Genomic DNA, 24422 nt, shown 5'->3' on the forward strand with positions numbered 1-24422 from the left:
CGAGGGCGCCGTGCGCGGGGCAGCGCGCACCGTCGCCACGACGGTCATTGAAACCGCGCCCGGTCTGGTGTGGTCGCGTTCGGTGAACGGGCCGCGTGTCAGCGTTTGCGCCGCTTGCGGCCCTGCTGGCGGGAGGTCTGCTTGCGGGGCCGCACAGCGTCCCACTCGACGAACGCGGCCGTCAGCATCCCGGAAGTGGCCGCCGTGTGGAAGTACTCCGCGAAGGCCTGCGGGGAAGCGAACGCCGGGCGCCGCTCGGGTGGCTCCTCCAGAGTGAATCCGAATCCGTAAACCACCAGGACCCGTTTGCTGGCGGCGGCCGCATCGTTCCACCGGGGCGGCAGGCTGGTCAGGGCGCGGGCCCAGACGGTGCCCTCTGGGTCACGCAGTTCCATGCGGTTGCCGCGCTGGCACAACCGCCATCCGGGAAGGAAGGGGACGGACGGGGCCTCGGGGATCATCCGACGAAAGCCTGCGCTGCTGATCCGGTGGACTTGGTACTCCATGGCGGGCGCCCCGACCGCGGCCATGGCGGTGAGCATGTGACGCGGCTCCATCAGCACGATGGGGGTCCTCGGAGGGCGCGCCCCGTCGGCGACAGTGCGCGGATCGCGGATGACGCCGATCGCCTGGAGGGGGGCCTGCCCGCTGAGGGCGCAGTGCACATCGGCCACCGCCGCTTCGACGATCTGGCGGAGATACGCGCGCTGTTCGGGGAGGATGCGCTCTTCGTCGAAGAGCGCCTCGCCGGCTGCGTGGGCATGGTCGTGGATCTGCTTGCTGGTCATGGCCGTGACCCGTTCCAGCAGCGCCATCATGAGACGTTCCCAGGGCGCGGTCGGATTGATGCCGTCGATGTCGAAGGACTTGTCGCGCAGCTCGACGGTCAGGGCGATGAAGGCGTCGGCGTCGTGGTGGGCGGCGGCGTCGACCGCCTTGAGGAGGGTGAACCGGGCTCGCTCATGCTCGCGCAGTGCGGCATCGAGATGCTCGATGCCGCACTCGGTCAGCACGCGGCGCAGCAGCGCCGCGGCGTGGTCGTCGGCGGATTCGATCCATGCCAGGGCGCAGGCGAGCCCGATGTTGTGGACGAAGTCCTGGACGGAGGAGCGGTACAGCGACCGGGGTCCGGTGTAGGGGAGGAAGGCCTCGAACTCCGCTTCGGCCTCTGCCCAGCGGCGCTGGTAGACGAGCGCTTCGATGAGGTGGCGCTGGATCTCGGCGGCGTAGAAGGAACGGGCGTGGGTGTGGTGGGGAGGGGGGAGCTGGTCGCGGGCGGCGTGTTCGACACCCTGCAGATCTCCGTCGCCGAACAGGCGGGCGATCCGCTCGGCTCCGAGCCGCTCGCTGACCGCCGAGGTCTGGGGCAGCTGATCGGACAGTCGGGTGAAGGCGTCCAGCACGGGCTGTAGGTGAGGGTTGTCGGGGCGGGAGTCGGCAAGGTTGTGCAGGAGGATGCGGGCCTGCGTTGCCAACAGCGCGGCCGCGTTCTCGCCGTCCTGCTCCTTGGGCAGGTGCTCGACGTACTCCACGAGCGGCGACAGCAGGTTCACCACCTGTTCCACCGGATCGGAGATGCTGTGGTGCGCGTACATCTGGGCCAGCGAGATGCGGGTCTGCGCGATCAGGAGCTTGTTGGGGTCGGCCAGTTCCTGAAGCCAGTCCAGTTCCAGGTGCAGCAGCCGCGTTACCTGGTCCATCTGCCCCTGGATGTACTCGAATCCGGCGAGGTTGCCGATCAGGAGCGCGGTGTCGTTGTCCTTGACCTGCATGTCCTGGATGTGGCCGGCTAGGGCCGCCGCGTGCGGGGCGATCTCCCAGGCCCGGTCGGCATCGTCGAAGTCGAGGGCCGCGCCGAGCCAGCGCGCGGTGTGGAAGGCGCTGCGGGAGAGTGCCCTCTCCACCTGGGCGCCGTGGGCATGGTGTTGGCGCAGCAGATGCTGCAGGACAGTGTTCATCGACACGGTGTCGTCGCTGCCGGCGATCTCGGAATGGCGGGAGGCGAGCGGCTCGTCGTAGCGGACGAAGGACACCTGGATCAGCGACCGGATCATCTCCCTGACCGGGACAGTGGCCTCGTCCACCACGACGGCTTCCTTGCCTGCGGGGACGAGGTCGGGCGGGATGAACGCGCAGGCCATCGCCAGGTGCACCGGAATGCGCTGGGCGGCGAAGTTGCACAGGAACCCGAGGAGTTCCCGTACCGGGAGGGAGAAGTGGCTGTCGTCGGCCGTGTTGCGGGCCAGTCGCTCCAGGCTCAGCTCGACGGTGGCTGCCAGGGTCCGCGGATAGCCCGATGGCTTGGATCTCTTGTCGGCCAGGGCCCGATCGAGCAGGAGGGTACGGAAGGTGCCCAGTCGTTCGACGGGGATCTGGCAGGTGCGCATGTATCCGCAGGCCAGCTCGATGGCCAGAGGCCACCCCTCCAGCGTCTCGGCCAGAGCGTCCAGGTCTTCCCGGTGAAAGGCCGCGGTGTCGGCGTTCAACCGGAGGCGGCGGGTGAGGAGGTCGACTGCCTGGGCACGGTCCATCGGTGACAGGCCGACGCGGGGCAGGCTGTGCCAGTTGGCGCTGTCGATGGACGTGAATAGCACATCGCCACGCCCCAGCCGCGGGATCCACGCATCGACCCCGTCGGGGGTGGCGTCGTCGAAGACGAGCAGCCAGCGTCCGGGCAGCGCCGCGAGCAGCTCGTGGACCTGTTCCCGCAGGTACGGGGTGCTCGCGCCGGCGGGGGTATCGTGCGCCTGCCCGTTCAGATGCCCCCAGATGCGCCGAAAGGAGCCGACCAGGGACTCTTCCGTGGCGGCCTCGGCCCACAGGACGAGGTCGTAGGCGTCGGCGTGTGCGGCTACATACGCGGCGGCCGTGCTCGATTTCCCGATACCCGACAGGCCGGACAGGACACAGGAGTTGACGGAACGGTCGCGCGGATCGGACGGGGCCAGGGCTTCGGTGATGTCGGCGAGAAGGTCAGGACGGGATACGTCGGGTACGGGCGCGAGCGGGCCGAACACGCAGCCCCAGTCCTGGCGCCCCAGCGCGCGCACCAGCACGTCGTCCTCGACGAGCGCGGCGTCGGTGAAGTCGGCGATGCTCCAGTACGCCTGGTGGGGGTCGGCCGCGCGGCGCATGATCTCGGCGAGAAGATGCCCTGTGATCAGGCCCGCGGAGCGGCTGCCGAGGCCGACGCGATGGCGGGCCCGCCGCTTGCGCAGCCGCTCGTGCAGGTCTTGGCGGATGCCCTCCACGTCCCGGGCGTCGCACACCACCCGCGCGCGGGCAAGACGCTCCAGGTCCGGCCCGGTCAATGCTTCGAGGCGGGTCGCTGCTGAGGGAGCCCGCTGCAACATCTGCGCCAGCTGCGACTTGAGCTGATCGGTGTCAGTGAGCGGCGCATCGAGGATCTTGGCCAGGGTCCGGCAGTTACGGTCGGGCACCGCAGCCGTGATCAGCTCGTACCGCTCGGCCTCGACCTTGCAGACCAGCTCGGCCAGAATCGTGAAGGCATCCGGGGCGCTGACCTGGCGTCCCGGCGAAGCGCTCTTGACCTGCGCGGCGAGCAGACAGTCGCCTTCCCTGTCGACAAGGTCGAAGTCGACCACGTCGACCGCCGCGGTCGAAGTCGTGTCCGTAGGCCCCTCGATCCGGCAGCCGTGGATCCGTTCCTGATCCGATGCGGTCAACATCGCTTCGAGTGTGCGCAGGTACTGGTACTGAAACCCTCGGGCTGCTAACCGACCGCCGTCCATCCGCACCATCGAATCCCCAGTTCGTCCAACGCCACTCAGGTCAATGGAGGTTAGCGACTGCGTCTGACAATCGCCTCTATCGTCGCGGGCGCGCACAACGCGGCCGGCCGACACAGGGTCAGGCATCCCGATGATGCCTCTTGACCCCTGCTGCGGCAGCGTGAGCGGGCCGGCCGCTCTGGAACCCGCCCATGCAGATCCCTGTCACGGCCGCGATGCGGCGGTGTTCACAGCGATTCGGTCCACTCGCCGGGCTCTTCGAGCACATACGAGGCGTCGGTCGCCGGCGAGTCGCGCGCTGTCCGGCCGTGCGGCGCAGGGGGCTCCGAGACGGTCGCCGCCTGTGGAATCGCGACGGCGCAGGCGGCGCAAGCATCGGCGAGGTGCCAGGTCCGGCCCTGGTCCGCCCGGATCAGCACCAGCCGCAGGGCGCCGTTGCACGGACCCTGGCGCCGGTGCCAGACGCAGAACCGCTCGCGGCACTGACACGTACGTAGATGCGGCTCCAGGCCGGATTCCCGTACGTGGCGCGCCAGATGCCGCCGCATCTCCTCCCCTCGCGGGACACTCGCCGCAGGGTCCGGTCCGGGGCAGGCGCTGCACATCAGCAGGGGCCGCCCGGCCGGGCTGCTGATGGTGACCGTCCAGGCGCGCGAGGGTGGGGCGGTGGTCATCGGATCCCTCCAAGCCGTCATCAGATCGTCGCCGGCCTTCGACCCGGGCGACGCGCGGAGAGAGTAGTGCAGACCTCTGCCCTCGCGGGGCGTCTTCGTACCGCCACAAATAGGGCAGAGGCCTGCACTGTCAGGGCAGGGGGCTGCACCGTCCGATGGTTGGGTGACGATCTTTCCGCCGCCGGACCCCGACCCGACGGCGCTCCGGCAGGCACTCGCCCGGCACCGTGCCGAGCGGGGCTGGAGCTATGACGAGCTTGCCGCCCGCAGCGGCCTGTCGCGCCGCACCCTCATCGAGGTCGAACAGGGTCGCACCATCGGATCACTCGGTACCTGGCACGCCCTCGCCCACGCCTTCGGCATTTCGCTGGGCGAACTCCTGGATTCCCTGTGTACGGGGCACGAGCCTCCGGGATCCGAGTGCTGACCTGAGGGAGGCAAGGCCCACCCGAAGGGGACGCAGCGTTCGGGCGCCCGTGCCAGATTCGAGTATCTGATCCTTTCCTGCCGCTGCGCAGAGGCAAGATGGCGCAGCCCGTCGGTGGGCACGTGTGCGCGCCCGGCATGGCGTGCCGTCAGGCGGCTCCCACCCGACCGCCTGGCAGTGCGGCATGTGGCACCGCAGCCGGATACGCCGGGAGGCCACTACCAGCGCACATTGCGGAGCGAGGGAGTGTCGCCTTGCGCGGGCGTCCGGGGCTGGGGCTGGCCGAACCAGATGCGCCAGGTGAAGGGGAGGCACGCCAGACCCGGGACGCAGAACAGGAGCCACACCAGCCACGCTGGAGGGAAGTAGGCCAGCAGCGGCCAGGCGTCATGGAACAGCGCGCCCATGCACACGTCCATGAGCACGACGAGTGGTGGACCGATCTAGGTCGCCCCGGCCGTCCAGTCCAGCCGGCCGCTGCCCCAGTACGCGGCAAAGATCATGCTGAAGCCGACGTGTGCCCGGATGTAGAGCCAGCCAGCCCACCCTTCTCCCAGCCCGTTGGAGTAGGCGACGCCGACCGTGGAGGCGGTGATGGCCAGCGGGTAGACCATGCTGACCTTGGTGAGCAGCAGCCGGACGTGCCACTTCACGACCGGCTTGACCAGGACGTAGTCGCGGCGCCCTGCGGGTGCCCCGCTGGCAGGTGACCAGCCGCCGCCCGACGGCTCGCCTTCCCCGGTGCCCGTGTGGTCGAGGAGGGTGGTGAGGCTGGTTCCGGCGGCCACGCAGTCCTCGGCCCGCTGCACCAGGTCGGCCGCCCGCTCGTAGACAGCGGTGTCTGCGCCGGGCTGAGCTGCGCAGACGCTGACCGCCTGCCGGGTTCCGTTCAGCCAGTGTGCCCCCGCAGAAGGTGCTGCGAAAGTGCGCCGCCAGCCGAATACCGCCCACCAACGACGCGATACCGCCGCGGCCCCGAATCCCGCCCGGTCCGCGCTCCGTCGGCCGCGGCGGGCCACAGGAGCGGGGACCGGGTCGCGATGCGGCTACCCGCGCGGCATCGCGTCAGCTCACCGCCGCACGGTCACACTGGCCGGCGTCCGCACTGCCGCGCGGTCGAGTTCCTCGAAGATCTGCTCGCGCAGCCGGGTGCGCGAGCCGGGGGTCTGCAGGCGCCCATAGCGCGTCTCGAACCCTGCCAGGTGCGCACGGATGCGCTGGTAGAGATCCGGGTGGCGGCGTACGAGCTCGTCGTAGGCCTGGTCGCCGGCTTGCTTCAGCAGTGCATGGCTGGGATCGCCGCGCTCGGCGATGGACAGCCCATCGTTGAGCGCGGTGATCAGGCGTACGGCCTCGGCGCGGCGCTGCAGCAGCGCCGCGAACAGCCGCCGCCGGGCCTGGAGTTGCTTTAGCTGCACGGTGGTGCGGGGAGTCGGCGTGCGGGTCAGATCGGTCAGGTGCTTGGTGTGTGGGTTGTCCGCGCCCGGGGCGACGGCACGCAGGCTCTCGTTGAGCTGATCGCGCCAGCGGTTGAGTACCAAGGGATGACACAGCACGTCATCGCGTTCGTCCTGGCGGCCGGCGTCGGTGAGCATCCGCTTTCGAAACGCCGACTCGTCGAATGCGAGGACGGAGCGGACGGCGTCGTTGAGCGGTGCGATGAGCCACCCGTTGTCGATGCAGCGGGTGATCTTCTCCTGAATGCAGCGGATCGGCGCGGCTGCCGCGGTGGGCACCCCTGCCGCGGTTGCGAACTCCAGGACCAGGGCGTCCTTCTCGGCGCTTAGGTAGCGGCCCAGCCAGGCGCGTGCCACCCGCCGGGAGTCATCGGTGGCGGGCGGGAACGGGAGTACTCCCGCGGTGGTGAGCTCCTCGACACGCTTAGCCTTCAAGCGGCGCTCCGCTTCCCGCAACTGCTGCCATACAGCCTGCTGCTGAGCCTTGAGATTCCGGGCCGTCTCATCACACTGGCCGGACAGGATCCGGATCTCGCGTCGAATCTGCCGGTCGTACAGCGCGTAGGTGAGGGCGTCGATGCTCTGCTCGATACGGTCCGGGCCGTACAGCAGCTCGTCGAGACCCGTGCGGCGCACCCCGCATGCCTGCGCGGTCACCACTTTGGTCAGGTCGAGGAAGCTGACGTTGATCAAGTCCGACAGTTCCGGCAGGGGCAGTCGCCACGGCTGCGGATGCGGCATCCGCACGGCGCGCAGGCCCGCCGCGTCAAGGCCAAGGCCGCTGCGTCGCTGCACGCTGCGGTGGTGAGGTTCGCGCAGGTCGAGGGCGAAGCGGACGTTGAGATAGCGGAGGGTGCGGCCACGGTGCAGCGCCGTGGTCGGACGGTCCCGCAAGGTCCGGCAGGGGGCGTACTGCGAAGCCCCGCAGGTCGGGCACACGATCGTCGCGATGTCCGACGAGGTCACGTTCCACAGGGCCCGGCGCACCGGCCCCGAGGACCACGACTGCTCGTCGAAAGCTGCGTCACTCAGTCGGGTAGGCATGCGCCGCAACCCGCCAGCCACCATGCGGGCGCGCAGGCGCACGCATCCCGCACGTCCCGCGCACGGGTCACGCGTCACGTACGAATGTTCCCTTCCGGGCTGCGTGTTCGGCAGCTCCGGCGGGGGCGCAACCCCGATGTCTGCTGATGGACGCCAGCGCAGTGCTGGGCCCGGCGGGCGCCTGAGCTCAGCTGATGATGACGTCGTGATGATCAGTGGCTAGGACACGGCCGTTTTTGACGATGTAGACCTCCACATAGTGTTGTCCTTTCCAAGATGTTGACTCCTCGCGGGTTCTGCTTCGGTCCTCATCGAGAACGATCGCGCCTCGGAGTTGATCGCGCGCAGCGGCTTCGGGGCCGCGATTCCTGACCTTCCAATAGAGGTCGTACGGCTCTGGAACATCGGTGGTGATTGTGAAGCGCAGGCTCTGAAGGACGCTCACTCGACGGAGACGGCGTAGGGGGCCGTTCCGAAAACCACTCTTCGGGAGAACCTGAGCGTTGATCCGTACTTTGTACCCTCCTCGCCAGCTGAAGCCAAATTCTTCGATGTACTGCTCGTGCGGGGCACGAGCTTCGCGAGTCGGTTGAATATCCGAGGATGCCGTCAGAGGCTTCTGAACCGAGCTCGGTTGCTGGAACGAGTCACCAAAGACGCGCTGCCATGCTGCAAGGCTCAGCGCTTTGTCTTCCTCATCATAGGCCTCGGTTACCCATGAGCTATACAGCTTGATCTTCTTTCGGAAGTTCTCGTATTGCTCCTGGTTCCAGCGGTGGTTGAACGTTGTCTCCGGACAGCTTGGGTCGGCGAGGGTCGGCATGAGCGGGTACAGGTCTAGCCAAGCGCTCAGATCGGCCAGAATTACCTTTAGAGCTGTGGGAGTGTCGCTGTAGCGCGTAGCTTCGTGCCAGGTTTGAATTCGTTCACCAAGCAGAGTCGTGAGAATTACGGACGGTACGCTGAAGGTCTGCTTGTAGTCTCGGACGTACTTCATCAGTCTGATGACGCGCCGCAGTTGGCCGTTGGCCAGACTATCCTTCTCCTTCATCCAGTCCGTAAATCCCTGAGGGTTGGTATCTTCGAAATCATTCTCGGCGTAGTTGACGATAACCTCGCGGCCGTCCGCCAGAGTGATGTAGGGCACCACGTCGACGTGGCAGTCGCCCGCGTAGACGATGCGGCAGCATCGGTTCTTCTTGGTTACCTTCGACTTGTAGGTGGCGGATCGCTTGAACGCAGCCCGGACCTCCCGCAAGTAGTCTTTTGGCTTCCAGTCCTCCACCTCATCCAGATGTAGGAGGAAGTCTGCGTCAAACTCGTGATTGTTGAATGGCCTGATGATTGTGCGGTGAGCCCAGGACCCCTGCGGAATGTGCGTCCTGTAGAGGCTGCCGATTTGACTGTCAGCCTTCAGAGTTGATGTAATTGTGGCCACGTGATCGTCGAGTTGATCTAGGCGTGTCTGGTTGAGATTTACAGTGCTCGTAAGGAATGCACTGAAGTAAGCCAGCAGTTTCATGAAATCTCCAGCGCGACTGTGTAGCGCCCCTCGGTTCGGTCGTAGATAGCCATCTTCGGGTGCACGTGAGAGTCGTGAACCCGTCCCAACGCCACGGCTGCCGAAACCGGGGCTGCGGCTAGAACGTGCAGGATTCGCATGTGCTTGTGCTGGGCTTCCATGCTGGAGAGCATTGAGCGCAGCGAGTTTGTGAATTCGCTCAGCGTTTCCAGTGAGTCGATTACATCGACGGATGGCACTGCGCCAGCAGGGTTGATCACCCAGCGTGGTAGTCCCTGGAGATTCTCGGGAAGTTCGTCAGCCTGGATTGAGCCGGAGATGTTGAGTACCAGGACTCCCTCCTCGGCGCCCTGCGGGGGGTTCTGCGGTGAGGTGGTGGTGAAGCTCGTGCTGGGCGCCGGGTTGTCGGGCCAGTTCCAGGCTTCTGTACTGCGGTGCCGTTGGTAGATAGTGACGGCAAAGGTGTCGTCGAGGCGCGAGCCGAAGTAGACGAGCAACGGCAGACGCGCGAAGCCGAAGGCGCTGACGTGTTGCACGGCGTCCTCGCGCAGTGCTTCGGCGAGCCGACGTTCAAGAATCCGATCGATGTGCCGCTTGCACTGTTCCCAGTAGGCCGGCTCGGGCTCCTCCTCTCCGATCACGTTACAAAGGTCGATCTCGAAGCCGTCGCCGTGCAGGCTCAATGGGAAATCGGGGAACCGCCCTTCTGAGCGGATCACCGCCTCGGCGGCCGTCGGCTTGGTCAGCTCAACTTCGTAGCCCCGCACCGGCCCGATCAACCGGATCACCGCGGTTCCGTTTTGGGGGCTGAGGCCAGTCATGCGCCGAATCCATGCCTCGCGCTCGCGCTTGATCGTCCGCAAGCGCTCCACCGTCATGAGGTTGAGTGACCCCTTGCGGTCGATCTCGTTGTGCTCACCTCGACACAGAAGCATCAGGTTGTCAGCGAGGTCGCGCTTGTCTTCCGGGAGCGGGTCCATGCCCCGCGGAGAGCCAGGTGCTACGTCACGGCCCACGATGTGGGCCAGTTCCCCGAGGGTGAAGTCCTTGTAGGTGAGCTTGCCCTCGAGCAGGTAGTTGCCGCAGAACTCGCACCGTCCCCCGGCTCGCACCCAAGCCTTCAAGCGTTCTGTGTCAGAGATGGCCATATGACCTCTTCTCGCGCATCTTCCCATCGAAGACGGAAGTGCATACAGAGAAGCACGCGCCACTGACAGCCGGTGGCCGTCGGCACCAAGACGGCCGGAACGGCTGTGAGGACATGCTTGTCACCAGCGGTCGCAGTCGAGCAGCATCAGGCGATCGCGGTCCAGCCACGACTCGTAGCCCACATGCCCGCCACACGTCGCTGACCAGCGCCAGCCGTACCGGTTGCCCCGGCCCTCGGAAAGCCGGGAACCGGCGCTCGGGCCGTACCGACTCGAACCGGACTGACCACAGACACTCCAGCGCGCGCCTCGCGCTCACGGACCCCGCCCGCGTTGACGTAGTCCAGATCGACGTCCTCCGCCGACACCTCACACGCATCCATCCAGGCCTCCGGAGCGACGCCTACCAGCCACGACGACCGTGGACACAGTCACAGCGACGTACCCGGAGATGACTGAGACATCAGCTCACCTGCTCGGAGATCTCCGAGACTGCCCGGACATCACAGAGACCGGACAGCTGCTGGTCATCGAGGGCGCGGACAGCCCGCTGCGGTCCCGTTCGTACACGCAGTGGCCTTGGGCGACGCTTCCGTCAGGCGCCTAGGCAACGGTTCACTCGGCGCGCAGAACCCTCAATGAGCCCGGTACCCGGCGATGGCGCCGGCCTCTTCCAGGCGTCCTCGCCCCGGAAGCCCTCGGCCGCGGCCTCGAGGGCCTAATCGACGTCGAGATCTACTCCCAGGCCGCAAGAGCTTCGAGGAGTTCGAGTCTCCCCGTGGCTGCCTTCGACGAGGTCATCGAGTGCCGACGCATGTACGGCCGCCCCCACTACTTCCTTCGCGTCTCCGTCGACGACCACGCCGCCTACGAAGGCTTCCTCGCAGGCAAGTTGAGCGGCCTGCCCGGCGTACGGTGCCTCGAATCCCACCTCACCATGAAGAAGATCAAGACAGACAGCTGACCGGCAGTGGTGGCACGACAGTTGTCCTGCAAATGCGACACCTATCGTGCTCAGTCTCAACCGAACGATCCCCCCTTAACGCCACTTTTGCTAGCGCCCGCTTGCAATAGTTAGCACGATGGCGCACCATCGGGGCATGGCATCACTCAACGTCGGCAACCTCGGCGAGTTCCTGCGGGAGCAGCGGCGTAACGCGCAGCTGAGCCTGCGGCAGCTCGCCGATGCCGCCGGGGTGTCCAATCCGTATCTCAGTCAGATCGAGCGCGGGCTGCGCAAGCCGAGCGCGGACATCCTGCAGCAGCTCGCCAAGGCGCTGCGGATCTCCGCCGAGACGCTGTACGTGCAGGCCGGGATCCTCGACGAGCGGAAGGTGGACGGGGTCGAGGTGCACACCGCGATCCTCACCGACCCCGCGCTGACCGAGAAGCAGAAGCAGGTGCTGCTGCAGATCTACGAGTCCTTCCGCAAGGAGAACGGACACGGGAGCGGGCGCGGCGAGAGCGACGGCGCGACGGCGCACGAGCCCGCTCCGGACGCCCGAGAGGCCGACGGCGACCCGCACGCCACCTGAGCGACCGACCACCGATTCCAGGAGGAACCACGCCATGGCCATCACCGACGACGTCCGCAAGGTGCTCACCGACCCGACTCCGCTGTACGCCTTCGCGGGCGGTGTGGACCTCGCCGCCGAGAAGGCCAAGGAGCTGCCGGCGCTGGTCGAGAAGCTGCGCGAGGAGGCTCCCAAGCGCTTCGAGGCCGTCCGCAACACCGACCCCAAGGCCGTGCAGGACCGCGTCACCAAGGAGGCCAAGGAGGCGCAGGACTGGATCACCCGGCAGCTCGGCCTGCTCGACGCCGACTTCAAGAAGCTGAGCCAGCAGACGCAGGACCTCGTGCTGCAGGGGGTCGGCCGGGCCGCCGAGGCCGCGGTCAAGGCCCGTGAGGGGTACGAGGGGCTGGCCGAGCGCGGTCGCGGCGCCGTGCAGAGCTGGCGCAGCGAGACCGCCGAGGCGACCGAGGACCTCGCGGTCGCGATCGAGCCGGAGCCCCGGCAGGAGCCGAAGCAGGAGCCCGCTGCGGGCGACGCGGAGACCGCCGGGAGCGAGCCGGAGGCCAAGGGCGCTGCGGCCAGGAAGGCTCCGGCCGCCAAGAAGACGACGGCGAAGAAGACCGCCGCGCCGGGCGAGAACGGCAAGTAGGCGATCCGGGAAGGCGGGCCGGGCACGCCACGCGTGCCCGGCCCGTTCTCCGGGTACGGTGGGCCGACGACGGACCAGAGTCGAACGGGTGAGGGCAGTGCTGATCTACGGGTTCCAGAACGTGCTGAGCTGGGTGCAGCTAGTACTGGCCGTGTACGCCGCCGCGATGCTCGTCGACGCGGCCGTACGGCGCGAGGACGCCTACCGGGCGGCCGACAAGCAGACCAAGGGCATGTGGCTGATCTTCCTGGTGATCGCCACGGCACTGCTGTTCCTGCTGCCGCTGATGTCGTTCCTGCCGATCATCGGCCTGATCGCCGTGATCGTCTACACGGTCGACGTGCGGCCCGCGATCAAGGGGATCTCCGGCGGCCGGGGCCCGCGCCGCGGCGGGTCGAGTTCGGACGGGCCGTACGGGCCGTTCAACGGCGGGCGGTAGGAGGGCTGTAAGGGGGCCGTACGGGAGAGCTGCGGGCAGTAAGAAGGCCGTACGGGACGGCGGGCGGCCGTGCGCCCGTCGCGCGTGCGCCTCAGTTCTGTACGCGGCCCCGGTCCAGCAGCAGGACCGCCACGTCGTCCGTCAGTTCCCCGCCGTTGAGGTCCCGCACCTCCGTGAGCGCCGCGTCGAGCAGTTCCTCGCCCCGCAGCCCGGCGGCCATCCGACGCCCCACCAGTTCCGTCATGCCCTCCTGGCCGAGGCGCTGGTTGCCGTTGCCGACGCGGCCTTCGATCAGGCCGTCGGTGTACATCATCAGGCTCCAGGAGCCGCCCAGCACGACCTGGCGGCGCGGCCAGCGGGCGCGCGGCAGCAGGCCCAGGGCCGGGCCGCCCTCCTCGTACGGGAGCAGCCGCGGCGCGCCACCGGACCGGGCGAGCAGCGGTGCGGGGTGGCCGGCCAGGCTCACCCCGGCGTGCCGTCCGTCCGGCGCGATGTCCACCAGGCACAGCGTCGCGAAGATCTCGTCGTCGGCGCGCTCGTGCTCCAGGACCTTCTGGAGGGTGGACAGCAGGGCGTCGCCACAGAGCCCGGCGAAGGTCAACGCGCGCCAGGCGATGCGCAGTTCGACGCCGAGCGCGGCCTCGTCGGGGCCGTGGCCGCAGACGTCGCCGATCATCGCGTGCACGGTGCCGTCGGGCGTCCGTACGGTGTCGTAGAAGTCGCCGCCGAGCAGCGCGCGGCTGCGGCCGGGGCGGTAGCGGGCCGCGAAGCGCAGGTCGGAGCCGTCCAGGAGCGGGGTGGGCAGCAGGCCGCGCTCCAGCCGGCGGTTCTCCTGGGCCAGCATCCGTGACTCGGTGAGCTGGCGCTGCGCGAGGTCGGCGCGTTTGCGCTCGACGGCGTAGCGCACCGCCCGGCTGAGGGCGGCGCCGTCGAGTTCGTCGTGGAAGAGGTAGTCCTGCGCGCCGACGCGTACGGCCTCGGCGGCCCGCTCGGCGTCGGCCTCGGAGGTCAGCGCGAGGACGGCGTGCGAGGGGGCCATCCGCAGCACCTCACGCAGGGCGCCCAGCTCGTCGTGGCCGCCGCCCTCCTCCGCCGGATGCCCGTCCCGGTCCGCGCGGTCCGGGCGGTCGGTGCGGGCCCGGGCGCCCGCGGGCGTCAGGTCGAGCAGGATGCAGTGCACGTCGTCGGTGAGCAGCCGCTCCGCCTCGGTGAGGTTGCGGGCCGTACGGACGCGGGCCCGGCGGCCTTCCCCGTCCCGCATCTCGGGTACGGCGCTGGTGGGGTCGTCGCCTATCAGCAGCAGCGTCAGCCCGGCATCCGGCGCCGTCGACGGGCCGGCCGGGTGCGCCGCGCCGTCGCGCGCGTCGCCCGCCGGCGCTGCCTCCTCCGGCAGCACGGCCGTCCGCTGGCGCGGAATGGGTACGGACATGCTCTGCTTCCTTCCCTCCCCCCGAGGGTGCGCAGCGGCCCGCCGAACGGCGCGCCACTGTGCCCGGTTCCGCCGCCGCCCGGCGGTCGGTCCGGGCGGTGCGCCACCGGGCACCGAGAGGCGACCATAGCGGTAGCGCGGAGGCTTACGGAATGGCCGACGCCACCCGGCACTTGTCATATGCCGTCCCCCACACACCCGGTGACCTGGGCAGGGAGGGGCGCGGAATGACGAACATCACCTCGACGGCGTCAGGTTGGCCGTCGGCGCTCCGTGACGAAACGCACGTACCCGTCACGCTGCGTACGGGGGCGGGGACTCCCCGCGTACGGCGCCCCGCGCCCCTACTTGTCCGGCCGCACCACCCCGAGAATCGGCATCGACCCGGCCCCGGTGACCGTGACCTGCCGTCCCGGCCGCGGCGCGTGCACCATCGCGCCGTCCCCGATGTACATGCCGACATGGCTCGCGTCGGGGTAATAGATGATCAGGTCGCCGGGGCGCATGTCCTTCAGGGCGATCCTCGGCAGTTGCCGCCACTGCTCCTGCGAGGTGCGCGGGATCGGCCGACCGCCCGCCTCCCAGGCCCGCATCGTCAGCCCCGAGCAGTCGAAGGTGTCCGGGCCCTCGGCGCCCCACACGTAGTCCTTGCCGATCTGTGAAGTCGCGTACGCCACCGCCTTCTTGCCGGCCTCCGAGGCGTGCGCGCCGATGTCCTTCAGTACGCCGGAATCCAGCCACTTCTGCTGCTCCTGGAGCGCCCGCGCGTCCTCCAGCTTCTTCAGCCGCTCCTTCTCCTCCGCGGCCAACTGCGACTCCAGGTGCTGCGCGGCCTCGATCTTCTTGCGGACGTCGAGCTGCGCGGTCTCCGTCTTCCTGCGGTTCTCCTCCAGCCGCTCCCAGCGGTCGGTGGCGTCCTGCGCGTAGCCCTCCAACGCGTTCTTCGTCCGCGCCAGTTCGTCGCTCAGGTCCTTCGCGGCGTGCTGGCCCTTGCGGACCAGGGTGGCGTTGTCGAGGAAGCGCTCCGGGTCCTTGTTGAGCATGAGGCGAGCCTCGGGGGGAATGCCGCCGCCCCGGTACTGCGCACTGGCCAGCGCGCCCGCCTGGCGCTTGAGGTCGTCCATCTGCTTCTGCGTCCGGTCGATCGTCTGCGCCAGCTTGACGATCTCCTTCTGCTGGAGGGCGACCTGCTCCTTCGCCGCGTTGTACGCCTCGGTGGCCTGTTCCGCCTTGCGGTAGAGGCCCTCCAGCTCCTTGCGCACCTCTTCGAGGCGCTTTTCGGACACCGTGGGACCGGGGTCGGCGTACGCGGCCGGGGCCGTCCCGCCGAGGATTCCGGTCACGCCGAGGACCACCGCCGTGGCGGCCACCACGGCACCGCGCAGCCCCCGCACGCCCGGCCGGCGCCCCGCGCCCGCCCGGCTCCGTACCCCCGCCGCGCTCCGCGCCCCCGCCCGCCGCGGCCCGTCCGCCGTACCCGCCCGGTCCCGTACGTCCCGTTTGCCGTACGCCTCGGGATTGCCCCGCCCTGCCCCCTGCCACCCCACCAGCCACCTCCGGTCGATCCGCACCGATTCGTGCACCTCTACAGGCGCGGATGCTGCCATACCGGCGGGTAATCCGACAGAGCGCTGCCGAGGTTTCCGCGCCGTCCGGGCGCCGCCCCCATCCGACGGCCGAGGTTCACCCGGCGTTCACTCTCCTCCATCGGCGGCTTCACCTGATCTGCCTAATTTCGGCCGTACCGAACGGCGCGCCCCTCCCGCGGAGCGAACGCCGCACGGCATTGCTGAACCGTCCGACCACCCGCTCCGGCGACCCTTGCCCGACCGCTGCGGCCGCCGCACAGTGACCTCGCGGTCACCACCCGGGTGACCACCCGGTCGCCCCGCCGGTGACCACCCACGTCTGCACCCCGCACGCCGAACAAGAAGCGGCGCGCCCCAGGAAGGAACTCACGACAGTGAAGCTGCTGCAGCGCAAGAACCGGGTTCGCGCCCTCGCCGTCGGCGCTCTCGCCGTCACCGGTGCCCTGACCCTGTCGGCGTGCGGCTCCGACGACACCAGTGGTGGCGGCGGGGCGGCTTCCGCGGCGAAGACCGGCAACATCAAGTGCGAGGGCAAGGGCAAGCTGCTCGCCTCCGGCTCGTCCGCGCAGAAGAACGCCATGGACGCCTGGGTGCAGGCGTACTCGGGCGCCTGCAAGGACACCAGCATCAACTACCAGCCCACCGGCTCCGGCGCGGGCATCACCACCTTCCTCCAGGGCCAGACCGCCTTCGCGGGCTCCGACTCGGCGCTCAAGCCCGAAGAGGTGGAGAAGTCCAAGAAGGTCTGCCAGGGCGGGCAGGCGATCAACCTGCCGATGGTCGGCGGCCCGATCGCGGTCGGCTACAACGTGCCGGGCGTGGACAGCCTCGTCCTGGACGCGCCGACCCTCGCCAAGATCTTCGACTCGGAGATCACCAAGTGGAACGACGAGGCGATCAAGAAGCTCAACCCGGACGCCAAGCTGCCGGACCTCAAGATCCAGGCGTTCCACCGCTCGGACGACTCCGGCACCACGGACAACTTCACCAAGTACCTCAAGGGCGCCGCGCCCGACGCCTGGAAGCACGAGCCCGCCAAGACCTGGGAGGGCAAGGGCGGCCAGGCCGCGTCCGGCTCGGCGGGTGTCTCCTCACAGGTCAAGCAGACCAGCGGCGCGATCTCCTACTTCGAGCTGTCGTACGCCACGGCCAGCAAGATCAACACGGTCAAGCTGAACACCGGCGCCAAGGACCCGGTCGAGGCCACCGTCGACAACGCCTCCAAGGCCATCGCCGAGGCCAAGCAGGTCGGCAAGGGCAGCGACCTGGCCCTGAAGCTCAACTACACCACCAAGGCCGAGGGCGCCTACCCGATCACCCTGGTCACGTACGAGATCGCCTGCGACAAGGGCAACAAGGCGGAGACGCTGCCCGCCACCAAGTCCTTCCTGACCTACATCGCCGGCAAGGACGGCCAGAACGCCCTCAAGGAGCTGGGCTACGCGCCGCTGCCGGCCGAGATCGCCGACAAGGTCCGCTCGGCCGTCGCCTCGCTCGCCTGACCCACCGGGCGGCGGCCCGCGCCCCGCAGGCCGCCGCCCGTCCGGTGCACCGCCGCGCCAGGAGCCCCCGCCGGGCTCCGCAGACCGGAGAAACCCATGAACTCAGCACCCTCGATATCCAGCGCACCACCGCCACCACCCGCGCAGCCCGCCGCCTCCCCGGTGTCCGGCAAGGCGGTCCGCCCCGGCGACCGGATCTTCCTCGGCCTGTCCCGCGGCTCGGGCATCGCCCTCCTGGTGATCATGGCCGCCATCGCGGCCTTCCTCACCGTCCGCTCGGTGATCGCCATCTCCGGTGACCACGCGAACTTCCTGACCTACTTCGAGTGGAACACCTCCGGCCCCGAGCCGGAGTTCGGCATCGCGGTCCTCGCCTTCGGCACCGTCGTCAGCTCGGTGATCGCGATGGTCATCGCGGTCCCGGTCGCGGTCGGCATCGCGCTGTTCATCTCGCACTACGCGCCGCGCAGGCTGGCCTCCCCGCTCGGGTACGTCATCGACCTGCTCGCCGCCGTGCCCAGCATCATCTACGGCCTGTGGGGCGCCCTCTTCCTCGTTCCGCACCTGACCGGCCTCTTCAGTTGGCTGGACGACTACTTCGGCTGGACCGGGATCTTCTCCTACGCCGACGAGGCGCCCCGCGCGCTGTTCACCGTCGGCATCCTGCTGGCGATCATGATCCTGCCGATCGTCACCAGCGTCAGCCGCGAGGTCTTCCTCCAGGCGCCGAAGATGCACGAGGAGGCCGCCCTCGCGCTCGGCGCGACCCGCTGGGAGGTCATCCGCATGTCGGTGCTGCCGTTCGGCCGCTCCGGCATCATCAGCGCCTCGATGCTGGGCCTGGGCCGCGCGCTCGGCGAGACGATGGCCGTGGCCACCGTGCTGTCCCCCAGCTTCCTGATCAACCTCAGCCTGCTGAACCCGGGCGGCGGCACCTTCGCGCAGAACATCGCCAGCAAGTTCAGCGAGGCCGACGAGTTCGGGCAGGACGCCCTGATCGCCTCCGGCCTCGTCCTCTTCGTCATCACGCTGCTCGTCAACGGCGCGGCCCGCATGATCATCGCGCGCCGCAAGGAGTACTCGGGGGCCAACGCATGAGCAACACGGTCACCCCGCCGCGGCGCGTCTCCGACAGCGCCCCGCTCCCGGTCTCGCTCAAGCAGCCCCGGCTGCCCCGCTGGGCCCCCGCCGGCCTCGCCGCGGCCGCGGTCGCGGTGGGCTGCGGCATCGGCCTGGCCGCCGGCCTGGAGAGCCGCATCCAGTGGGGCCTGATCGCCGCCCTGCTGTTCATCCTCGGTACGTTCGCGACCGCCACCGCCGTCGAAGGCGCCCGGCAGGCCAAGGACCGCCTGGCCACCAGCCTGGTCTGGATCTGCTTCCTGCTCGCCGTGGTGCCGCTGGCCTCCCTCATCTGGGAGACGGTCGCGCGCGGCATCAAGGTCCTCGACGGCTACTTCCTGAGCCACTCGATGGGCACCCTGCCCGACGCGCTGCCCGGCGGCGGCATCTACCACGCGATCATCGGCACCCTCCAGCAGGTCGGCCTGGCCGCCCTGATCGCCGCGCCGGTCGGCCTGCTCACCGCGATCTACCTGGTCGAGTACGGGCGCGGCAAGCTGGCCAAGGCCGTCACCTTCTTCGTCGACGTGATGACCGGCATCCCCTCGATCGTCGCCGGCCTGTTCATCCTCTCGGTGTGGATCCTGATCCTCGGCTTCGGCCCGTCCGGCTTCGCCGGCGCGATGGCCCTGGCGATCCTGATGATGCCGGTGGTCGTGCGCTCCACCGAGGAGATGCTCAAGCTGGTGCCCAACGAGCTGCGCGAGGCGTCCCTGGCCCTCGGCGTGCCGAAGTGGCGCACCATCCTCAAGGTGGTCCTGCCGACCTCGATCGGCGGCATCACCACCGGCGTGATGCTGGCCGTCGCCCGTATCACCGGTGAGACCGCGCCGGTCCTGCTGCTGGTCTGGGGCGCGAAGACGATCAACAACAACCCCTTCGAAGGCGCCCAGCAGTCGCTGCCGCTGTACGTGTTCCAGCAGTGGCAGCAGGGCTCCGACGCCTCGTACGACCGTGCGTGGGCCGCGGCGCTCGTCCTGATCGCCTTCGTCATGATCCTCAACCTGGTGGCCCGCGGCATCGCCCGCTGGAAGGCCCCCAAGACCGGCCGCTGACCCCCACAGCCTGAACGGCGTGGGGGGACCCCCACTCACAGCCTTAACGGCGTGGGCTCCCACGAAAGAAGCAGTGATCCCCATGGCCAAGCGAATCGACGTCAGCGGCCTCTCCGCCTACTACGGCAGCCACCGGGCCATCGACGACATCTCCATGACCGTCGAGCCCCGCTCGGTGACCGCCTTCATCGGCCCCTCGGGCTGCGGCAAGTCGACGTTCCTGCGCACCCTGAACCGGATGCACGAGGTCACCCCCGGCGGCCGCGTCGAGGGCAAGGTGATGCTGGACGACGAGAACCTGTACGGCAGCGGGGTGGACCCGGTGGCGGTACGCCGTACCGTCGGCATGGTCTTCCAGCGCCCGAACCCGTTCCCCACCATGTCGATCTTCGACAACGTCGCGGCCGGCCTGCGCCTGAACGGCACGGTGAAGAAGAAGTCCGACCTGAACGACGTCGTCGAGAAGTCCCTCAAGGGCGCCAACCTCTGGAACGAGGTCAAGGACCGGCTGAACAAGCCCGGCTCCGGCCTGTCCGGCGGCCAGCAGCAGCGGCTGTGCATCGCCCGCGCCATCGCAGTCGAGCCGCAGGTGCTGCTGATGGACGAGCCGTGCTCGGCCCTCGACCCGATCTCCACCCTCGCCATCGAGGACCTGATCGGTGAGCTGAAGGAACGGTTCACGATCGTCATCGTGACGCACAACATGCAGCAGGCGGCACGCGTCTCGGACCGTACGGCCTTCTTCAACCTGGCCGCGGTCGGACAGCCCGGCAAGCTGGTCGAGATCGACGACACCGAGCGGATCTTCTCCAACCCGTCGGTCCAGGCCACCGAGGACTACATCTCCGGCCGCTTCGGCTGAGCGCCCGTCCGGGCCCCGCGCGGAGCCCGGACCCGGGCCCGCCCCGTACGTCCCGCGGTGCTGCATGGCGGTGCCACCGCAAGGACGAGGGCCCGCCCTCCGGAACCGGAGGGCGGGCCCACAAGAACGTGCGGCTCAGCGGCCGCGCACCGTCACGCGAAGACGAGGTGGACGGCCCAGTAGCTCAGGGCGGCCACCGCGGCGCCGGCCGGCATGGTGATGAACCAGCCCATGACGATGTTCTTGGCGACGCCCCAGCGCACCGCGCGGGTGCCCTTGGTCGACCCCACACCCATGATCGCCGAGGTGATCACGTGGGTGGTGGAGATCGGCGCGTGGAACATGAACGAGGCGGTGTACATGACGGACGCCGCGGTCGTCTCGGCCGCGAAGCCCTGCGGCGGGTCCAGCTCGATGATCCGCCGGCCGAGCGTCCGCATGATGCGCCAGCCGCCCGCGTACGTGCCCAGCGACAGGGTCAGCGCACAGGCGATCTTCACCCAGACCGGAATGGCGTCGCCCGCGGTCTGCACATCCGCGATGACCAGCGCCATCACCACGATGCCCATGGTCTTCTGGGCGTCCTGGAGGCCGTGTCCGAGCGCCATGCCGGCCGCCGAGACCGTCTGCGCGATGCGGAAGCCCCGCTTCGCCTTGTGCGGGTTGGACTTCCGGAACAGCCACATGATCACGACCATCACCAGATAGCCGAGGACCAGGCCGATCACGGGCGAGAGGAACATCGGGACGACGACCTTCTCTATGACGCCCGACCAGTAGACGGTCGTACCGCCCGCGAGCGCCGCGCCCACCATGCCGCCGAAGAGCGCGTGCGAGGACGAGGACGGCAGCCCGAAGTACCAGGTCACCAGGTTCCAGACCACCGCGCCGACCAGGGCGGCGAAGAGGATGCCCATCCCCTTGGAGCCTTCGGGCGTGGAGATCAGCCCTTCACTGACCGTCTTGGCGACCCCGCTGCCCAGGAAGGCGCCGGCGAGGTTCATCACCGCGGCCATCGCGAGCGCCGCCCGCGGGGTCAGGGCCCGGGTGGAGACCGAGGTCGCGATGGCGTTCGCGGAGTCGTGGAAGCCGTTCGTGTACGTAAATCCGAGCGCGACCCCGATGGTCACGATGAGCGCGAAGGTGTCCACCGGAGGTCAGGACTCCTTGACGGCGATCGTCTCGACCGTATTGGCGACATGCTCGAAGGCGTCGGCCGCCTCTTCCAGGATGTCCACGATCTGCTTGAGCTTGAGCACCTCGATGGCGTCGTACTTGCCGTTGAACAGGTGCGCGAGCAACTTGCGGTGGATCTGGTCGGCCTGGTTCTCCAGACGGTTGACCTCGATCCAGTACTCGGTGAGGTTGGACATCGTCCGCAGGTTCGGCATCGCCTCGGCGGTCAGCTCCGCCGCCCGCGCCAGCACCTCGATCTGCTGCTCGACGCCCTTGGGCAGCTCCTCGATGCTGTAGAGGACGACGAGATCGACGGCCTCCTCCATGAAGTCCATGATGTCGTCGAGCTTCGAGGCGAGGTTGTAGATGTCCTCGCGGTCGAACGGCGTGATGAACGAGGAGTTCAGCTGGTGGAAGATCGCGTGGGTCGCGTCGTCCCCCGCGTGCTCCGCCGCCCGCATCCTCTCGGCGATCTCTGTCCGCGCGGAGGCGTCCGCCCCGAGCAGTTCCATCAGGAGTTTGGAGCCTGTGACGATGTTGTCCGCGGACGCCGCGAACATGTCGTAGAAGCTCGTCTCCCTGGGGGTCAGACGAAAGCGCACGTGAAATCCTCGGGGTGCATCGGATTCGGTCGAGTTGATGCTAGGCGCATCATCCAGCCACTGCTAACCGGCATTCCTTCAGTGTCGCCCATCGGGCACCATGCTCTGCACGGGGTACCGCCCGCGCCTGCGAATTTCTGTACCATATACCCACTAGGGGTATATGGAATGCCTACGTACCACGGGAGATGGCCATGACGACCACGGACGCCGACACCGACGGCACCACCGCAGCCGCCGCGGCCTGCCACACCGACGGGCCGAAAACCGCCCTCGGCACCGGTCCCGACGCCGTCACCGCTCACGATCTGGGCATCCACGGTTACGCGCAGCAGAAGGACGCACACCTCAAGAGGCTGCGCCGGATCGAGGGCCAGATCCGCGGCCTCCAGCGGATGCTGGAAGAAGATGTGTACTGCATCGACATACTCACCCAGGTGTCGGCGAGCACCAAGGGCCTGCAGTCCTTCGGCCTCCAGCTCCTGGAGGAGCACCTGCGGCACTGCGTCGCCGACGCCGCCGTCAAGGGCCCCGAGGCCATCGACGAGAAGGTCAAGGAAGCCACCAAGGCCATCGAGCGGATGCTGCGCACCTGACCGCGGCCGCCGCCGGACGCCGGTGCCCCGCACCGTCACGCCCGGCGCCGCCGCCCTGTCACCTGGGGTTTCCGGGTCCGTGACCCGTTCGCGCGCGGTCCGCGTCCACGTCCAGCACCTCGTCGATACGGTCCGAGCTGAGCCGATCCTCGCTCGCGGCGGCCGCCGCGATCATCAACTCACCAGTCAGGTCGATCTCGACGAGGGCTACGTGGTCCTGAACCGTCGAGTTGCGGTGTCCGGCCACGTACAACACCTCCTCCTTCGAGCGCCTCCCCACTCTTCTGGTGGTTACCGCCCAGAGTAGGTACGGGCGCACGCTCCGCGCATGGCACGGATGGACCATTTCCGCCAGTTCGCACAAGCCGTGGACATGTGCCCCGGAGGCGCTGTCCGGCCCTCTGGTCCGGATCCGCCGACCGCACCGCCCGGCCGCCCGCGACGACCGCGCCGGTGCCCGTGACGGCCGCCCTCAGCCGCCCGTGGCGGCCGCGCTCAGCCGCCTGCGGCGGCGACCTTGCCCGTGTAGATGTCGTCCCGGTCGGGCAGCCGGACCGGAACCGGCGCCCCGAAGCCGTACAGCGTGGTGGTGGAGGTCACCGACGTCCCGCCCCTCGTGCCGTTGGCGAAGCGGAAGCGCTGGCGCACCTTGCGCAGCCGCCCGGCGTCGTCCAGAAACGCGTCGAAGGCCACCACGTCGGTGGTGAAGCCTTTCTCCGCCGCGGTCAGCGCGGGCCGGACCGCCGGGGACGCCGCGCGCGCCGCCGACCCGATGTCCGTCGTCCCGCTGAAGTGCCGCACCGGGATGCCGTCCAGCCGCTCCCGCCCCTCGTACGTCACCTCCCGCACCCCCCGCAGCAGCTCGGCGGCGGCCATCGGATCGGTCGCGCCGCCGGTGACGAGGTTGCCGTCGGCCAGCGAGGCGGTGTCCACCCGCACCCACTTGTCGGCCGGCACGCCCGCCCCGCGGTTCTTCATGTACAGCGCGGACGGCGTGAGGATCTCAGTGATCGTGCGCTGCGCGCCGCTCCCGTCGCCGGTGTCCGGAAGCCGTACGTTCAGCTTCCCGGTCCGCTTGCGGTAGTCGTGGCCGCCGGTCCCCCGGATGGCGACCCGGGTGCCGCCGCTGACCGTCTCCAGCTCCGTGCGCACCCGGGAGGTGCCGGCCCGGACCAGCGCGTCGGCGCCGGCGCGCAGGGCCGCGGCGTAGTCCGTACGGCCGGACGGGGCACCGGCGTCCGCCGGGCCGGCGGCATCCCGCGGCCCGGCGGACGGACGGCTGCCCGGTGGGCGGGCACGGTCGGTGAAGGGCGGACCGGCCGCGGACCCGCCCACCGGGCCGTCTGCGGAGCGGCCGGCCGAGGCGTGGTCGTCGGCCGCCGCCCCGTTGGGGGAGCAGCCCGTGGTGAGCAGCCCGGCCACCAGGCCCACCCCGCACACGGCGGCCGCGACGGCACCGCCTCGCCTGTCCTGCACCACCATCGCGTACGAGCCCCCTCGGCCGCTCTGCTCGTGAAGTAGCGGACCGGGATGTTCCGGTTGTCCGGACCACCACGACCCGTTCCGTTCAACGACTGTTCAGCCCGCTTCGTCACGCCCGTACACCCCGGGCGCGTAGCGTGGCGCCGTGCAGGACCGAGCAGCGCAGGAGCCGACAGCGCCGCCCTCCGGGGCGCCCGACCACCGGACCACCACCACCGAACGAGGTTCGTTCTGCCTGGCCCGCTGCAGTTGCGGCTGGCACGGCCCGGCGCGCCGGGCCCGCTCCCAGGCACGGACGGACGCGGAACAGCACCACCGGGCGGGGTGAACGACGGCCCGTCCGGCCGGCGGGCCCTTCCACTCGTGACCGCCCGTGAAGCCCCG

Annotated in this window: 24 protein-coding genes; 11 read left to right on the plus strand and 13 right to left on the minus strand. The window is 69.2% G+C overall.

The window, feature by feature from the left end; all coding sequences use genetic code 11:
• Nucleotides 1–98: 98 nt before the first annotated feature.
• On the minus strand, nucleotides 99–3689 hold the full coding sequence (locus tag EJG53_RS17585) for a hypothetical protein (protein ID WP_125045657.1): 3591 nt from the start codon (nucleotides 3687–3689) through the stop codon (nucleotides 99–101).
• Between the two features lie 290 nt (nucleotides 3690–3979).
• Nucleotides 3980–4426: a hypothetical protein gene (locus EJG53_RS17590; protein WP_125045658.1), complete on the minus strand. Its 447-nt coding sequence runs from the start codon at nucleotides 4424–4426 to the stop codon at nucleotides 3980–3982.
• 163 nt (nucleotides 4427–4589) lie between these two features.
• Between EJG53_RS17590 and EJG53_RS17595 the strand changes: the two genes are divergently transcribed.
• On the plus strand, nucleotides 4590–4853 hold the full coding sequence (locus tag EJG53_RS17595) for a helix-turn-helix transcriptional regulator (protein WP_125045659.1): 264 nt from the start codon (nucleotides 4590–4592) through the stop codon (nucleotides 4851–4853).
• A gap of 218 nt (nucleotides 4854–5071) precedes the next feature.
• On the opposite strand, the gene EJG53_RS17600 is transcribed toward EJG53_RS17595, so the two are convergent.
• The 5 genes from EJG53_RS17600 to EJG53_RS17620 all read right to left on the minus strand — a co-directional run bounded on the left by EJG53_RS17600 (nucleotide 5072) and on the right by EJG53_RS17620 (nucleotide 10024).
• The gene (locus EJG53_RS17600) at nucleotides 5072–5272 is read right to left on the minus strand and encodes a hypothetical protein (RefSeq protein ID WP_125045660.1); all 201 of its coding nucleotides are present in this window, start codon (nucleotides 5270–5272) and stop codon (nucleotides 5072–5074) included.
• A gap of 24 nt (nucleotides 5273–5296) precedes the next feature.
• Complete coding sequence (locus EJG53_RS17605; RefSeq protein ID WP_125045661.1) at nucleotides 5297–5641, minus strand: hypothetical protein; 345 nt, start codon at nucleotides 5639–5641, stop codon at nucleotides 5297–5299.
• 282 nt (nucleotides 5642–5923) lie between these two features.
• Nucleotides 5924–7432: a hypothetical protein gene (locus tag EJG53_RS17610; RefSeq protein WP_125045662.1), complete on the minus strand. Its 1509-nt coding sequence runs from the start codon at nucleotides 7430–7432 to the stop codon at nucleotides 5924–5926.
• Nucleotides 7433–7541: 109 nt separating this feature from the next.
• Complete coding sequence (locus EJG53_RS17615; protein WP_125045663.1) at nucleotides 7542–8876, minus strand: SMODS domain-containing nucleotidyltransferase; 1335 nt, start codon at nucleotides 8874–8876, stop codon at nucleotides 7542–7544.
• Entirely contained in the window at nucleotides 8873–10024 is a 1152-nt protein-coding gene (locus EJG53_RS17620) for an HNH endonuclease (RefSeq protein WP_167515127.1), read from the minus strand. Before EJG53_RS17620 ends, EJG53_RS17615 begins: the two co-directional genes overlap by 4 nt.
• 778 nt (nucleotides 10025–10802) lie before the next feature.
• Here EJG53_RS17620 and EJG53_RS17625 point away from each other — a divergent pair.
• From EJG53_RS17625 to EJG53_RS17640, 4 genes are all read left to right on the plus strand, one after another.
• Entirely contained in the window at nucleotides 10803–10988 is a 186-nt protein-coding gene (locus EJG53_RS17625) for an Lrp/AsnC ligand binding domain-containing protein (protein WP_244955191.1), read from the plus strand.
• 136 nt (nucleotides 10989–11124) lie between these two features.
• A complete protein-coding gene (locus EJG53_RS17630; RefSeq protein WP_031004996.1) occupies nucleotides 11125–11559 on the plus strand; it encodes a helix-turn-helix domain-containing protein in 435 nt (144 codons plus the stop codon).
• Nucleotides 11560–11593: 34 nt separating this feature from the next.
• Nucleotides 11594–12187, plus strand: a complete 594-nt coding sequence (locus EJG53_RS17635; protein WP_125045666.1) for a hypothetical protein — start codon at nucleotides 11594–11596, stop codon at nucleotides 12185–12187.
• Between the two features lie 97 nt (nucleotides 12188–12284).
• The gene (locus EJG53_RS17640) at nucleotides 12285–12626 is read left to right on the plus strand and encodes a DUF2516 family protein (RefSeq protein ID WP_031004998.1); all 342 of its coding nucleotides are present in this window, start codon (nucleotides 12285–12287) and stop codon (nucleotides 12624–12626) included.
• A gap of 91 nt (nucleotides 12627–12717) precedes the next feature.
• Here the strand turns inward: EJG53_RS17640 and EJG53_RS17645 are convergent, their stop codons facing one another.
• Together EJG53_RS17645 and EJG53_RS17650 are read right to left on the minus strand one after the other, a co-directional pair.
• Entirely contained in the window at nucleotides 12718–14235 is a 1518-nt protein-coding gene (locus EJG53_RS17645) for a PP2C family protein-serine/threonine phosphatase (RefSeq protein ID WP_371858698.1), read from the minus strand.
• Nucleotides 14236–14399: 164 nt separating this feature from the next.
• Nucleotides 14400–15425: a C40 family peptidase gene (locus EJG53_RS17650; RefSeq protein WP_125049421.1), complete on the minus strand. Its 1026-nt coding sequence runs from the start codon at nucleotides 15423–15425 to the stop codon at nucleotides 14400–14402.
• A 593-nt stretch (nucleotides 15426–16018) separates the two neighbouring features.
• On the opposite strand from EJG53_RS17650, the gene pstS reads away from it, so the two are divergent.
• The 4 genes from pstS to pstB all read left to right on the plus strand — a co-directional run bounded on the left by pstS (nucleotide 16019) and on the right by pstB (nucleotide 20182).
• Nucleotides 16019–17146, plus strand: a complete 1128-nt coding sequence (pstS, locus tag EJG53_RS17655; protein WP_125045669.1) for a phosphate ABC transporter substrate-binding protein PstS — start codon at nucleotides 16019–16021, stop codon at nucleotides 17144–17146.
• 96 nt (nucleotides 17147–17242) lie between these two features.
• Entirely contained in the window at nucleotides 17243–18244 is a 1002-nt protein-coding gene (pstC, locus tag EJG53_RS17660; protein WP_125045670.1) for a phosphate ABC transporter permease subunit PstC, read from the plus strand.
• Nucleotides 18241–19320 (plus strand): phosphate ABC transporter permease PstA, encoded by a 1080-nt coding sequence (gene pstA, locus EJG53_RS17665; RefSeq protein ID WP_125045671.1) that lies wholly within the window; start codon nucleotides 18241–18243, stop codon nucleotides 19318–19320. Before pstC ends, pstA begins: the two co-directional genes overlap by 4 nt.
• Before the next feature lie 82 nt (nucleotides 19321–19402).
• Nucleotides 19403–20182: a phosphate ABC transporter ATP-binding protein PstB gene (gene pstB / locus EJG53_RS17670; RefSeq protein WP_031005006.1), complete on the plus strand. Its 780-nt coding sequence runs from the start codon at nucleotides 19403–19405 to the stop codon at nucleotides 20180–20182.
• 152 nt (nucleotides 20183–20334) lie between these two features.
• Here the strand turns inward: pstB and EJG53_RS17675 are convergent, their stop codons facing one another.
• On the minus strand, nucleotides 20335–21333 hold the full coding sequence (locus EJG53_RS17675) for an inorganic phosphate transporter (protein ID WP_031005008.1): 999 nt from the start codon (nucleotides 21331–21333) through the stop codon (nucleotides 20335–20337).
• A gap of 6 nt (nucleotides 21334–21339) precedes the next feature.
• The gene (locus EJG53_RS17680; protein ID WP_003983068.1) at nucleotides 21340–21960 is read right to left on the minus strand and encodes a DUF47 domain-containing protein; all 621 of its coding nucleotides are present in this window, start codon (nucleotides 21958–21960) and stop codon (nucleotides 21340–21342) included.
• Between the two features lie 194 nt (nucleotides 21961–22154).
• On the opposite strand from EJG53_RS17680, the gene EJG53_RS17685 reads away from it, so the two are divergent.
• Nucleotides 22155–22556 carry a metal-sensitive transcriptional regulator gene (locus EJG53_RS17685; RefSeq protein WP_125045672.1) on the plus strand — a complete coding sequence of 134 codons (402 nt, stop codon included), beginning with the start codon at nucleotides 22155–22157 and terminating at the stop codon, nucleotides 22554–22556.
• Nucleotides 22557–22614: 58 nt separating this feature from the next.
• On the opposite strand, the gene EJG53_RS17690 is transcribed toward EJG53_RS17685, so the two are convergent.
• On the minus strand, nucleotides 22615–22809 hold the full coding sequence (locus EJG53_RS17690) for a hypothetical protein (protein WP_125045673.1): 195 nt from the start codon (nucleotides 22807–22809) through the stop codon (nucleotides 22615–22617).
• Between the two features lie 242 nt (nucleotides 22810–23051).
• Nucleotides 23052–24038: an SCO4651 family lipoprotein gene (locus EJG53_RS17695; protein ID WP_125045674.1), complete on the minus strand. Its 987-nt coding sequence runs from the start codon at nucleotides 24036–24038 to the stop codon at nucleotides 23052–23054.
• A gap of 145 nt (nucleotides 24039–24183) precedes the next feature.
• Between EJG53_RS17695 and EJG53_RS17700 the strand changes: the two genes are divergently transcribed.
• Nucleotides 24184–24366 (plus strand): hypothetical protein, encoded by a 183-nt coding sequence (locus EJG53_RS17700; protein ID WP_125045675.1) that lies wholly within the window; start codon nucleotides 24184–24186, stop codon nucleotides 24364–24366.
• Nucleotides 24367–24422 lie beyond the last annotated feature (56 nt).

The organism is Streptomyces chrestomyceticus JCM 4735 (assembly GCF_003865135.1).
GTDB lineage: Bacteria > Actinomycetota > Actinomycetes > Streptomycetales > Streptomycetaceae > Streptomyces > Streptomyces chrestomyceticus.

What these genes read in the sequence shown, in the direction of transcription:
- pstB (WP_031005006.1), top strand. Translation starts at nt 19,403, where the DNA reads ATGGCCAAGCGAATCGACGTCAGCGGCCTCTCCGCCTACTACGGCAGC.
- EJG53_RS17600 (WP_125045660.1), bottom strand. Translation starts at nt 5,272, where the DNA reads ATGGACGTGTGCATGGGCGCGCTGTTCCATGACGCCTGGCCGCTGCTG.
- EJG53_RS17590 (WP_125045658.1), bottom strand. Translation starts at nt 4,426, where the DNA reads ATGACCACCGCCCCACCCTCGCGCGCCTGGACGGTCACCATCAGCAGC.
- EJG53_RS17685 (WP_125045672.1), top strand. Translation starts at nt 22,155, where the DNA reads ATGACGACCACGGACGCCGACACCGACGGCACCACCGCAGCCGCCGCG.
- EJG53_RS17635 (WP_125045666.1), top strand. Translation starts at nt 11,594, where the DNA reads ATGGCCATCACCGACGACGTCCGCAAGGTGCTCACCGACCCGACTCCG.
- EJG53_RS17695 (WP_125045674.1), bottom strand. Translation starts at nt 24,038, where the DNA reads ATGGTGGTGCAGGACAGGCGAGGCGGTGCCGTCGCGGCCGCCGTGTGC.
- EJG53_RS17620 (WP_167515127.1), bottom strand. Translation starts at nt 10,024, where the DNA reads ATGGCCATCTCTGACACAGAACGCTTGAAGGCTTGGGTGCGAGCCGGG.
- EJG53_RS17615 (WP_125045663.1), bottom strand. Translation starts at nt 8,876, where the DNA reads ATGAAACTGCTGGCTTACTTCAGTGCATTCCTTACGAGCACTGTAAAT.
- pstC (WP_125045670.1), top strand. Translation starts at nt 17,243, where the DNA reads ATGAACTCAGCACCCTCGATATCCAGCGCACCACCGCCACCACCCGCG.
- EJG53_RS17585 (WP_125045657.1), bottom strand. Translation starts at nt 3,689, where the DNA reads ATGTTGACCGCATCGGATCAGGAACGGATCCACGGCTGCCGGATCGAG.
- EJG53_RS17645 (WP_371858698.1), bottom strand. Translation starts at nt 14,235, where the DNA reads ATGACAAGTGCCGGGTGGCGTCGGCCATTCCGTAAGCCTCCGCGCTAC.
- EJG53_RS17630 (WP_031004996.1), top strand. Translation starts at nt 11,125, where the DNA reads ATGGCATCACTCAACGTCGGCAACCTCGGCGAGTTCCTGCGGGAGCAG.
- pstA (WP_125045671.1), top strand. Translation starts at nt 18,241, where the DNA reads ATGAGCAACACGGTCACCCCGCCGCGGCGCGTCTCCGACAGCGCCCCG.